This is a genomic window from Nostoc foliaceum FACHB-393, assembly GCF_014698505.1.
Taxonomy (GTDB): domain Bacteria; phylum Cyanobacteriota; class Cyanobacteriia; order Cyanobacteriales; family Nostocaceae; genus Nostoc; species Nostoc foliaceum_A.
Genome location: NZ_JACJTD010000072.1, coordinates 1 through 12,861, shown reverse-complemented (window position 1 = coordinate 12,861; position 12,861 = coordinate 1). Strand labels below are relative to the sequence as shown.

General features: G+C 41.8%; 8 protein-coding genes and 1 pseudogene. 5 read left to right on the top strand and 4 right to left on the bottom strand.

Features of this window, described 5'->3' with window-relative positions:
• Nucleotides 1–29: 29 nt before the first annotated feature.
• The 3 genes from H6G92_RS32670 to H6G92_RS32660 all read left to right on the top strand — a co-directional run bounded on the left by H6G92_RS32670 (nt 30) and on the right by H6G92_RS32660 (nt 4,240).
• Nucleotides 30–854 (top strand): glycosyltransferase family 2 protein, encoded by an 825-nt coding sequence (locus H6G92_RS32670; RefSeq protein WP_190900227.1) that lies wholly within the window; start codon nt 30–32, stop codon nt 852–854.
• 428 nt (nt 855–1,282) lie between these two features.
• A complete protein-coding gene (locus tag H6G92_RS32665; protein WP_190900225.1) occupies nt 1,283–2,755 on the top strand; it encodes a TldD/PmbA family protein in 1,473 nt (490 codons plus the stop codon).
• Nucleotides 2,756–2,899: 144 nt separating this feature from the next.
• A complete protein-coding gene (locus H6G92_RS32660) occupies nt 2,900–4,240 on the top strand; it encodes a TldD/PmbA family protein (RefSeq protein WP_190900223.1) in 1,341 nt (446 codons plus the stop codon).
• 70 nt (nt 4,241–4,310) lie between these two features.
• Here the strand turns inward: H6G92_RS32660 and H6G92_RS32655 are convergent, their stop codons facing one another.
• The 4 genes from H6G92_RS32655 to H6G92_RS40565 all read right to left on the bottom strand — a co-directional run bounded on the left by H6G92_RS32655 (nt 4,311) and on the right by H6G92_RS40565 (nt 8,732).
• Complete coding sequence (locus H6G92_RS32655) at nt 4,311–4,751, bottom strand: pentapeptide repeat-containing protein (protein ID WP_190900221.1); 441 nt, start codon at nt 4,749–4,751, stop codon at nt 4,311–4,313.
• Nucleotides 4,752–5,229: 478 nt separating this feature from the next.
• Nucleotides 5,230–6,264: an aspartate carbamoyltransferase catalytic subunit gene (locus H6G92_RS32650; RefSeq protein WP_190900219.1), complete on the bottom strand. Its 1,035-nt coding sequence runs from the start codon at nt 6,262–6,264 to the stop codon at nt 5,230–5,232.
• Nucleotides 6,265–6,463: 199 nt separating this feature from the next.
• Nucleotides 6,464–7,816 (bottom strand): magnesium transporter, encoded by a 1,353-nt coding sequence (gene mgtE / locus H6G92_RS32645; protein WP_190900217.1) that lies wholly within the window; start codon nt 7,814–7,816, stop codon nt 6,464–6,466.
• 781 nt (nt 7,817–8,597) lie between these two features.
• Nucleotides 8,598–8,732: a hypothetical protein gene (locus H6G92_RS40565; RefSeq protein WP_269141785.1), complete on the bottom strand. Its 135-nt coding sequence runs from the start codon at nt 8,730–8,732 to the stop codon at nt 8,598–8,600.
• 368 nt (nt 8,733–9,100) lie between these two features.
• On the opposite strand from H6G92_RS40565, the gene H6G92_RS32640 reads away from it, so the two are divergent.
• Together H6G92_RS32640 and H6G92_RS32635 are read left to right on the top strand one after the other, a co-directional pair.
• Nucleotides 9,101–12,307, top strand: coding sequence for a glycoside hydrolase family 15 protein (locus tag H6G92_RS32640; RefSeq protein ID WP_190900215.1), 3,207 nt, complete (start codon nt 9,101–9,103; stop codon nt 12,305–12,307).
• A 288-nt stretch (nt 12,308–12,595) separates the two neighbouring features.
• A pseudogene (locus H6G92_RS32635) lies at nt 12,596–12,861 on the top strand (RNA-guided endonuclease TnpB family protein); the annotation flags it as partial.

The window sequence follows — 12,861 nt, the reverse complement described above, 5'->3', positions numbered from 1 at the left end:
TTTAATTTGAAAAACCACACGAGGTACTTATGAGTCTTTTTATTCTTTTACCTGCATACAACGAGCAAGAATCAATTCGCCCCTTGTTCAAAAAATTTCAGACATTGCAGCAAATCTCTAATATGGAGATAGAACTGATTCTTGTTGATGATGGTAGCAGGGATGCAACTGCTCAGACTGCCTTAGAAGAATCTCAATCACTGGGTATATTACTGAAATTAGTTCAACATCCCAAAAATGCTGGTTTAGGTCAAGCAATTAAAACAGGTTTCACGACTTTCTTAGAAATTTCTCAAGAAGGCGATTTTTTAGCTGCGATGGATTGCGACAACACTCAACCACCAGAACTATTAATAAAGATGTATGACACTATGATAGCTGGTAGCTATGATATTGCGATCGCATCTAGATATCGAAAAGGCTCTAAAGTCATAGGATTATCAAAATTTAGAGAGATAATGAGTTACGGAGCAAGCTGGCTTTTTAGAATTGCAGCCCGTGTACCAGGTGTAAGAGACTATACATGTGGTTATAGGCTGTATAACCGTACTTTCGTTAGTAAACTGGATATGTATTATGGGGAGAGTTTATTCACTGAAAGTGGATTTGCTTGCATGATAGATTTACTACTGAAAGCCAAGGTACTCAAACCAAAAATCGTAGAAATTCCAATGGTTTTGAGATATGATCAAAAGCCAAGTGCCAGCAAAATGAAAATTATTAAAACCATTACTCGAACCCTCAAGCTCCTGTTTAAGAATCTATCATCGGCAGGACAAACTTCAAATTTAGGTCAGACTTTCAATCAGCAAAAAATAGCAAGAGTTCCACTGAAAATGGGAAATCGTAAATAAAGCTGATATGGATAGCCTGGATTAAATTAAGCGTTTGCAGCAAACAGATTGCATCTTTAATATAGGTTAGCCGTCAGCAAGTTTCTATATTCTGACCACAGTTAAAGCATCTTCTAGCTCATGACCCTCTTCCTTGAAAAGAGTGCCAGTCAAATACAAATATGTGTATCTTATTTTACACGATCATCCTCAATCAAAATCTCAGCCCGCAAAAGCGGGCTTTGTTTATATAGTCCCAAACTTCTAGTACAGCGCAGCGTAAATCCAGCTACCATCTCAATTAACTAGACAAAGGTATTTTGCCCCTTATTTAGGAGGGAAATCCACACTGCCTCTCTACCAACTGTGTCTTTCACTGATTTGTTAGACTGAACAGACCAGGATTTTTCAGTCAAATCTCTGAATTACGCCAGCAGACGAGGCTACCCATGCTTACAAGTACGCTACTTCTCTCGAATCAACTTCCCACCCTCCAATATTCCTCCACACCAGAGCGTTTCGATGAAACCTGGGAAGCCCCTCTGGCTACCCTCTTGGGACTAGGACGCGCCGCTGGTGCTGACTTTATTGAATTATTTTTAGAGCGTCGCAACTATATTAGTTGTCTTGCAGAAGACGACTCCATAACTAGTATTTCACCCAGTCTATCTACAGGTGCGGGAGTCAGAGTATTTCGTGGCAAAGCCGATTGCTACGTCAGCACCAATGACCTTTCCTTTTCCGGTTTGAAAGCAGCCTTAGAAAAAGGTCTTTCTATTCTAGGATTGCAACTACCTGCTCCTAAAGCTTTCATCCCAGAAATAAACCTGGAATTATTGAGAGATTACGCCACCAAAAGAGGCAAAGATGCCTGGTTACCAGTGTGTAGCTCCATTCGGGAAATGGGAGAAGTCCTCCTTGATGGTACTGCCAACCTGAAGCAAAAAGCTAGCCATGTCCAATCGCGCCGTGCTACCTATTTCCGGGATTGGCAAGAAGTTTTAATCGCTGCCAGTGACGGCACTTTCGCTCGTGATATTCGCCTCACCCAGTCAGTAGGATTTAACCTGTTGTGTGCTGATGGTGCTAATCGTGCTTCCATTGGTGAACGCGCAGGTAATACTAGTGATGCCAACTTCTTGAGAACTTGGGATTCTCAACAAGCGGCTGAGAAAATAGCAGAATCTGCTGGAAAAATGCTCTACGCAGATTACGTGGAATCGGGTACTTACCCCATCATTATGGCCAATCACTTTGGCGGCGTAATCTTCCACGAAGCCTGCGGACACCTGCTAGAAACCACTCAAATTGAACGCAATACCACTCCCTTTGCTGACAAAAAAGGCGAAAAAATTGCCCACGAAAGTTTGACAGCCTGGGATGAAGGGCGGTCTGAAAATGCCTTCGGGACAATTGACATGGATGACGAAGGTATGCCTGCTCAAAGAACCTTATTAATTGAAAAAGGCGTTCTCAAAAACTTTTTAGCAGATAGAACAGGTTCAGCACGCACCGGACACCCCAGAACTGGAAGTGGACGCCGCCAAAATTATACCTTTGCTGCTGCTAGCCGGATGCGTAATACTTATATTGATTCTGGCGAATATAGCATTGATGATTTATTTACCTCTGTTGATAAAGGTATTTACTGTAAAAAGATGGGTGGCGGAAGTGTTGGTGCTACAGGTCAATTTAATTTTGGTGTTGATGAAGCTTATTTGATTGAAAATGGCAAAATCACCAAACCATTGAAGGGTGCAATTCTTATCGGTGAAGCCAAGGAAATTATGAATAAAATTTCTATGTGTTCCCAAGATTTGGAAATTGCACCAGGTTTTTGTGGCTCTGTTAGTGGCAGTATTTACACCACAGTAGGACAACCCCATATCAAGGTTGATTCTATTACCGTAGGTGGACGATAACCTCATCAACTTCCAGGTTATATCTGGAAATTCCTTCCTTGTGCCTCTGCCACTTATTTATCTAGGAGGCAGAAGCCTTCCAGTATTAGACTAAACTCCCAGGCTGAAGCAGGGAGCGAAAAAATCCCAAATTAAAAATTGACTATGCCGAATATCAATGAAATTGCAAATTCTGCCAAGGACAATGCTGATAAACTTGGCATTAAGAAATTCGACATTTATGGCTCAACAGTAGATGATACTAGCGTGCAAGTAGACCAAGGTGAGCCAAAACAAGTAAAAGCCTCAAATCGCTCTGGTGTTACTGTTCGCGTCTGGAATGAAGATAATACAATGGGTGTCACTAGCACCACAGATGTAGATTCTAAAGGACTGGAATTAGCTTTGAAAACTGCCTACGAAGCCAGTTTCTTTGGTGTTAAGGAAAATGTTCCTGATTTTAGTCCAGAAGCTACTGTTCCTATTTCAAATAAACCTCAGGATAAGACACCCCAAGCACCTGTTGCTGAACTCATAGAAAGATTGTTAATAGCTGAAAAAGAATTATTGGCAGCTCATCCAGCAATTAAAGGTGTGCCTTATAATGGGTTATCGCAAAGGGATATTGACAGGTTTTATCTAAATAGTGACGGGGCTGTGAGAACTGAATCTCACTCCTTAGCATCAGTTTATCTTTACAGTAAAACTGAGGAAGAAGGAAAAAAGCCTCGTAGTGCAGGCGCTTTTAGAATCAACCAAAGTTTAGATAATCTAGACATCAATGGTTGCATCAAAGAAACCGCAGATAAAACTATCAGTCACTTGAATTATGAAAAAATTCAGACTGGTAAATATCGAGTTGTTTTCTCACCGGAAGCTTTCTTAAGTCTGTTAGGTGGTTTTTCTAACTTATTCAATGCCCAAAGTATTTTGGACAACCAAAGCTTATCTACTCCTGATGATTTAGGTAAGGAAATTGCTACCCCTCTGCTTTCAGTTTATGATGATGCACTGCACCCAGCTAACGTAGGCGCAGAAAGTTTTGATGGTGAAGGAACTCCTACTCGTCAGGTTTCGCTGATTGAAAATGGCGTTTTAACAGGTTTTCTCCACAGTGCAGGCACTGCCAAAAGGTTCAATGCCCAGCCAACAGGTAATGCAAGTATTGGTGCAAAAGTCAGTGTTAGCCCCAATTTTTATCACGTTTTTACAACAGCAACTCCTGAAGAAGAGTTGAGTTTAGAAACTGCTGAAAATGTGATTTTTATTGATGATTTACAGGCTCTCCATGCTGGAGTTAAATCCTTACAAGGCTCGTTTTCTTTGCCGTTTGATGGTTGGCTAGTTAACAAGGGTGTCAGGACAAGTATAGAGTCAGCAACTGTTGCTGGTGATTTCTTGGAACTCTTAAAGTCAATTATTTATGTAGAAAAAGAAGCAGAGTTAACGCCAGGAGGAGTTTGTCCTAAAATCTGGGTTAATGAACTATCAATTACTGGTGAGTAAAACTTAGAAAGTGCAGAGTTAGGAGTTGAATTTAACTCTTAACTCATGACTTTTACATCATGAATCATCATTAATATTCACCACCGACGCTAATGGCAGTATTAAATACGTCAGCGCCGCTTAAATCAATATTAGCCAAAATTGCGCCATCTACTTCAGTATTATATAAATGCGCATTACTCAAATCAACATTGGTGAGATTAGCATTATTTAGGCTAGTACCACTGACAAAGGCATCTGTGAGATTAGCAGATTTCAAATTTGCACCAGTTAAATCAGCACCTTCTAAGTTAGCACCTTCGAGATTAGCTCCTTTTAGATTTGCATTTCTCAGGTCAACACCTATCAGATGAGCGCCTTTAAGGTTTGCTCCTGTTAAATTACATCCGAAACATTCTCTAGTTTCCAGCAAGCGCCGGACAGGGGCGGAGTTTTCTGCTTTGACGGAAAGGGGAGCAGCTAGAGATAGCGTACTAAGTAAGGCGGCTGCCGTCAAAAAGATTGGTTTCATATTTACCTCCGACACTTCTAAAAGTCATTAGATTCTTGACTTCTACGATTCCAGTGTCCCAAAATTTGAGAATTCTGTCCTCATGCGATCGGAGGAATACATAATTTCTTTAAGATTAAGTATTCTTCCGTAAGCTAGTCCGCAGGGAATAAGTTGGGAATAATATTAGGAATTGCAAATTATACCCAACTTTCACTACTGATTACCAACCTGAATGGATAATATCAGTCAATACACTTGGGTTAAGGTTATAAACTAAAACTGGCGTAGGTTGGGGAGCCAGGCGCTAACACCGGGTTTCCCGACTTGTACCTCTACGGGAAAGCAAGCTACGCTTTTAGCGTTCCCGCAGGGTAGCAAGTGGCATTTGAGAAACGTAGACCCGTAGAAGAACACAACATTATTAAGCCTTTGTTGGGTAACGCTTCCGCTCAACCCAACCTATTATCTTAGAAGAAGTATGCAAACGGAAATTATATTAAGCTTTGCCACTACCTAACAAATACAGCAGCGCCATACGAACGGCGACACCACTAGTAACTTGCGATTGAATGAGACTAAATTCTGGGTCATCCATCAATTCAGAACTAATTTCAACACCACGATTAACTGGGCCTGGATGTAAAACTTTGACGTTAGGTTTACAAAGTTGCAGCTTTGTGCGTGTAATACCAAATAGCTGATGATATTCTCGCAAACTTGGCAGCAAATGAGCCGTCATACGTTCCTTTTGCAAGCGCAAAGTCATGACAAAATCAGCATTCTGCAAAGCTGGTTCTAGCTGCCAGTGGAGAAAAAGTTGGGGATTGGGGGAATAACTCCTGACTTCTGACTCTTGACTCCTAGCTCCTGACTCTTCAGAGATATACTCGGCAAATAACTTGGGTAAAAGTGTAGGTGGTGCTGCAAGATGCACTTCGGCACCACTAGCAATTAAACTCCAAATATTCGATCGCGCCACGCGAGAATGGAGAATATCCCCAACAATAGCAATCTTTTTTCCCTTTAAAAGTTCCAGTCGGGGACTAGCTGGATCAATTAGCGTACAAATGGTAAATAAATCTAGCAGTGCTTGAGAAGGATGCTCATGTTGACCATCACCAGCATTGAGAACACTAACTCGTACACCTAAACGATCCATTTCAGCTGCGATCGCATTCGGTACTCCTGCCTCTCGATGGCGGACTACCATAATATCAGTTCCCATGGCCAAATAGGTCTTTGCCGTGTCGAGAATTGTCTCTCCCTTAGTCATTGAGGAAGTGGCTGCGGCGAAGTTCAGTGTATCTGCACTTAAGCGTTTCGCGGCGAGTTCAAAACTGCTGCGAGTGCGCGTAGAAGATTCAAAAAATAAATTCGCCACCACCTGTCCCTGCAAAGTTGGCACTTTCTTCGTCCGCCGTGATAGTACCTCTTGAAAACTAGCAGCAGTTTGCAAAACAGTATCGTATTCAGCGGTAGTGAAGTCAGCTAAGGAAAGAATGTGATGACGATTCCAGGTAGTAGTAGGCATAAATAGCAATCAGTTTCCTGCATAGAGATCCGAGCGGTCGCGTCTCTACACCTTTTTAATTTACATATGCAGAGGAAATGATATCACCTGTCTTCTATCAAATTAGCTATCTGTTCTCTACAGCATGAAGGATTTATATAGTTTGATTGAATATTCGGTAGGAGTGCACAGCTGTATACCCCTACTATATAAACGTCGATTAAGTTGGTAAATGAAAAACATTCAAAGCACCAGAAATCAGGGTGAGGAATGTTAAAAACCCAATTGTATCTAGCATTGTAGTTACTAAAGGGCCACTAACCAAGGCAGGGTCAAGCTTCAGTCGTTTCAAACCCATTGGCAGTAAAGTGCCAAGTGTAACAGCCACAATTGTATTAGTTGCCATTACCATGCCGGCAATTAAAGCCACCCATCGCTCTTGGGGTCGTGCCCAAATTAAGGAAAGCAGCATCATCGTCATAGCTAAAACTACGGCTGTGCCTAATCCTGCTAGAAGTTCTTTGCGGAGAATTTTCAAGGTATCTTTGGGTGTTACCTCACCCACCCCTAAGCCGCGGATTGTCACCGTTAATGATTGAATTCCAACAGTGCCACCAGTGTTAGAAAAAATTGGCATGATGACTGCTAGAACTGGCACTGCGGCAATTACAGATTGGAAAGGCGCGATCGCACTGGCTGCACCAATATACATTGCCATGATGCCTAACAACCAAGGCAAGCGGTTACGGATAGTGAGCAAGGGAGAGGACAAAGCAGCTTCATCACCGCTTACACCCGCCAGTTTTTGAATATCTTCTGTGGCTTCCTCTTGCAAAATATCCATCACATCATCAATGGTGACGATGCCAACCAATCGGTCTTCCCGATCAACCACGGGGATAGCAATTAAGTCGTAGCGCTGCATGATTCGCGCCACCTCTTCTTGAGGGGTTTCAGTTCTAACTTTGATGACGCGATCGCTAGCAATATCCTTGATGAAAACATCGGGAAAGGTAAACAGCAATTGGCGCAGTGAAACTACTCTCACCAATGTCCGGTTATCGTCTGTGACGTAGGCGTAGTAAATCGACTCCTTGTCTTGGTCTTGACGGCGAATTTTGCTCAGGGCTTCACCTACAGTCAATCCTTGACGCAACCGGACATACTCAGTTGTCATCACCCGCCCAGCAGTGCCTTCTGGATAGCCGAGAATTGTTGCTGTTGCTTGCCTTTGTTCTGGACTAAGTTCTTGTAATAACCGTTTGATTACCCCAGCAGGTAATTCATCAAACAATTCTGCCCGTTCGTCAGGACTCATCGCTTCTACAAGTTGCACTACCTGGACATCATGCAGAGAATTAATTAGTTCTTCCTGCACCTCTGTGGGCAGATATTCAAATACATCAATTGCCTGAGCTTTGTTGAGTAAACGGAATGCGATCGCGCGTTGTTTCTCAGGCAATTGTGTAATGTATTCTCCCACATCCACAGGTTGCAAGCGATTTAAATCCCATTTCAATTGGTTTAAATCGGTAGTATCAGTCAGCAAATCACGAATATCTTGTGTGAGCATGAGATATATCTCCTAAGTCTCCCCCGCGCTGGGAGACTTCCTCGCCAGCTCAGAGGAGGTTGATACTGCCATCTGGTGGACTATTGCCCATAAAATTTCAACAATTCAATATCGATATTTAAATTAAGCCATCGCTAGTCATCATCCTAACCCGGAATAGCACTCTCCGGTAGATACTGAATATTAGCCTTCAGTAACTGTGATATTCTTCATTAGCAAGTAATGTAATTACCCTGAGTTTCAGGAAATTCTCGTGTCACTTAAAGTAGATTTTACTACTACTACAAGCTATGTCAAGCCAATCAACGAATTTACTCGCAAAATTTACATAGTTAAAATATTTACAACATTAATAAGTAGTAATTCGTATCAAGCAACTTCATGCATAGTCACCTGGACGACTAAGAATCAGAAATGAGTTAGCAGGTTTGACTTCATAGTTGCGGTAATGTGTTTGAGCTTTGGCGTAGGCGTAGCCCAACCTAGGCATCGCTTCAGATGCAATCCACTGCTAGCAGCCATTGGTTGGCGCGTGCAGGAGAGCAGGTATAAAGCAATCGCTCCCATATCGGCAATAACTCGGTATTTACCAGTCTTAACTTCACTTATCTAGAGTGAAAAGTAGAGATAAGCTGTTACGCATTTAATTTGTACATTTACCTAATGACTGATGACTGTTAACGACCATCAAGAGTGTTTATATACTTTAGAGGCGCATCAGCTTAATAGCTCTCAAGAAGAACTGATATATAGACAGTTCCTAACGCTTAATTCCTAATTTTCACCCAATACACCGCTTAAGCGAACCATCAGCGTATAGCTCCAATGGTACTAGCTCAATTTTACCGTTAACTTTAACTTGGGAATAAACTACTTTTACCAAGAGAGCATGATTTTCGTTGTAACGCAGAGACATAATTAATCTCCTTTTCTACAGAGTTATTTTGTGTTAAAAGGCTTTTATACCTATAATTTAGTCAATATTTTTTTAGCTCATGTTGCCTCTTTTGAAAGATTTTTGATCCTTCTTTAGAATTATCAGAAATTATGTAAAGGCAGGTATAAAATCTTATAAGTAGTAATGAAGGTTTGAACAAATATCATATTTTAATTTGCGATCGCTAAAATTAAGTACCCAGAGGCGTATGAACAGGAGATAATAATAAACTCACACCACTCTTAGCTGTTGTCCCATCAACCATTACAGAACTTATTCTGGCTTGGTTTAGGTAATTCACTTGACAGTCACAGGGTCAAATTTTGCAAGTAGTTCTGAACCAAATCATGAAAACATCTACCAAATTGCTAGCTCGCCTGGACTATTACTACCAGCAAATCAAAACGATTATCCTGACTCGGCAGAATCCAATTACTGGTTTACTACCTGCGAGTACAGCGATTACAGCCCACGGCGATTATACAGATGCCTGGGTGCGAGACAACGTTTACAGCATTTTGGCAGTTTGGGGTTTAGGACTTGCATACCGCAAGATTGATGACGACAAAGGACGCACCTATGAATTAGAACACAGTGTCATCAAACTGATGCGTGGGTTGCTATTTGCAATGATGCGACAAGCTCATAAAGTAGAGACATTTAAACATACTCAGTCGCTACTAGATGGATTGCACGCCAAATACAATACCGCAACCGGTGACATTGTTGTTGGTGATAACGAATGGGGACATTTGCAACTGGATGCCACATCTATATTTTTACTGATGTTGGGGCAAATGACTGCTGCGGGATTGCAAATAATCTATACGATTGATGAAGTGAATTTCGTCCAAAATTTAGTTTATTACATTGGACGAGCTTACCGCACACCAGATTACGGCATTTGGGAACGTGGTAATAAAATTAATCGTGGTAGTGCTGAGTTAAATGCCAGTTCTGTAGGTATGGCAAAAGCTGCTTTAGAAGCTATCAACGGACTGGATTTATTTGGTGTGCGTGGTAGTCAAGCATCGGTAATTCATGTGCTACCAGATGAAATTGCCCGCGCCCGGATTACTCTAGAATCCTTATTACCGAGGGAATCTGGTTCCAAAGAAATTGATGCAGCGCTGTTAAGTATTATTAGTTATCCTGCCTTTGCAGTGGAAGATTTGGAGTTACGCGATCGCACTTTAAACGATATTATCAATAAACTCGCAGGCAAATACGGTTGCAAACGCTTTTTGCGTGATGGACACCAAACCGTTTTAGAAGATAATCACCGCTTACACTACGAACCGTGGGAACTCAAGCAATTTGAACATATTGAATGCGAATGGCCGTTATTTTTCACTTATTTAGTTCTAGATGGATTATTTCGTGGCGAACAAGAACAAGTTAAAAAATACCAAGAGCTTTTAGAATCATTACTCATAGAACAAGATGGTTTGCGTTTATTGCCAGAACTTTATTATGTTCCAGCAGAAAACATAGAGGCAGAAAAGTTAGCACCCCAAACGCAACCACGTTTGCCCAATGAAAATATTCCCTTGGTGTGGGCGCAGAGTTTATATTTTCTCAGTCAAATGTTGAGCGAAGGTTTACTGGCGGTTGGTGACATCGATCCTTTGGGAAGACATTTATGTGTGGGCAAACAGCGCGAAGCATTGGTACAAATTGCCTTATTAGCAGAAGATGAAGATTTACAGAAAAAACTAGAAGTTCACGGTATTGAAGCACAAACGCCTACCCAAGTAGAACCGATTCAGGTGAGAAAAGCTGGAGAATTTTCAGCTATTTATACCCAAATTGGACGTAACGATAAACTTGGTTTAACTGGGCGGCCAGTGCGGCGGTTGCGGAGTTTAACAACATCTAGAATCTTTCGGATTAGTGGTGAAACAATTGTCTTTTTGCCTTCATTTTCAGACTCTCAGCAGTTTTACTTAACTCTTGATTACCATTTTTTGCTAGATCAAATTAGAAGTGAACTAGCTTACATTCAAAAATATTGGAGCGATTTAGGGCGTCCCACTTTGACTTTAATGTTGACGCACACCATGTTAGAGGCAGGTTCGGCAGCATTACTAGAATTGATGCAAGAACTGAAAGATGGTGTTTGTAACGGTGTGCGAGTGAAATTAGGGCGGCTAAATCAGCTAATGCTAACAGCTGGAATCCAAAGAATTGATTTTCTTCCCAATGCAGAATTCTCGCGATCGCCAGTGAAAAATGCTAGCCCACGTTGCTATTATCTAGCTTATCATCCTGGGAAAAACTGGCGCTTAGGACATACCCAAGAATTTCAAATGGAGTGTGAAACCAACTTTGGTTTATTACTTTCTCATTTGCGCTCATCAGAGAACATCTACGAGCAAATTGAGTTATTGCAAACTTTAACTCGCTTACAGGGAATGGAATTTGATACAGGGTACGGTGGCCCAGGATATCGCGTCACCGTAGGCGATTTACTAGATGAAGTTTACACCAAAGCTGGAGATTTAGGTATTTGGGCAGTGGTACGGCGGGCTGCTGGGTTACGCCAAATGGTTGATATCAGCCTATCAGATGCAGTCACGAGTATTTTGGTACGGGGTAAGCAAATTGCTGTGGGTAAAGCTTACAGTGAAGCGTCCTTGATTACCGTACCCATGTCCCACGATGAAATAGCCGATAAAATTAATCATTTTTGTCGTGAAGATATACGCGATCGCGTCCTTACCCAAGAGATTTTAATCTATCTTGGCATCTTAATTCGCTCAGAACCCGAACTATTTCAGGGACTACTAACGCTGAGAGTCGGCTATCTTATCTTATTGATCACCAGCGAACTAGCGCGGGAATTACATGTTACTCAAGATGAAGCATACGATTACTTAATGCAACTTTCACCCTTTGAAGTAAAAATGCGCTTGCGTCAGGTATTAACTGGATATACTGGCATGAGTAACCTGTTACGCCAGCAAGAATCACTGCACGTCAAGCAAAAAGAAAGTGATATTGCTTGGGTAGTCTCACCAGCGATAGGAGAAGGAATAGAAGTTCCCCCAGGCGGTTGGCGGCGATTTCGCCAAGCCGAGGGTGCAACGGGGCGCGTACCAAAAGAGTTTTTTAAACAAGTTTGGCTATTAATGCAACATTGCAAGGGTCTAGTAATTGGCGATAAATTAGAGCGCCGCAATCGTTTAGATAGTGAGATAATGCTGTCGGAAATGACAGCCGGGGAAAGAAATTTTGCTCTGTTAGTTGAGCATTTGCTGAATAAAATCGAAGCTCCAGAATATCGCCAAGTTAATATTGAAGCATTAATAGAATTAGCTGCGATCGCAGCTAATAATCCCAAGCTGCAAATTGAAGAATATATCGTGTTGGATGTGTTAATTGGTCATGCAGTGCGATTGGCGTGGCTAGAAAATCATACTCATCGCAGCGATCGCTATGATGAAGATAAAGCTAGTGCATGGCGATCGTTTTACAACACTTCTCCTAGAGATTGCGCTAGTTATATTTTGAAAGCATTCAGGTTCTTAACAGAATTTGTGAAAGATTTTTAAACGCAGAGGGGAGGCAGCGCGTTGCGGGGGTTCCCCCCGTTGTAGCGACTGCCGTCGCGCAAAGGGAAACGCAGAGGATGAGAGAGAATGATTTGAGTGGGGTGATTATTGGTTGTGCGATAGAGGGTGCATACTGCTTTGAGGCCTGGTTTGTTGGAGTCGGCTTATGAAGTGTGATGCGTAAAACCCTCGGTTTCCAACCGGAGGATATAAGCGAATATGCCAAATAAATTTGGCTAACTTATGTGAGAAGTATTAACATAAGTTAGTGGTTAACTGGTCGACACCATGATTGTTTACGAGTTCAAAGTTAAGGGGAAAAAAAAACAGTATAGCGCTATTGACGAAGCCATACGCACTAGTCAATTCATCCAAAATAAGTGCTTGCGCTACTGGATGGATAATAAAAATATTGGCAGATATGACATTAATAAATATTGCGCGGTACTATCTGCTGAATTTCCTTTTGCCGATGAACTCAATTCAATGGCTAGACAGTCTGCTGCTGAACGTGCATGGTCAGCGATAGCGCGATTCTACGATAACTGCAAGAA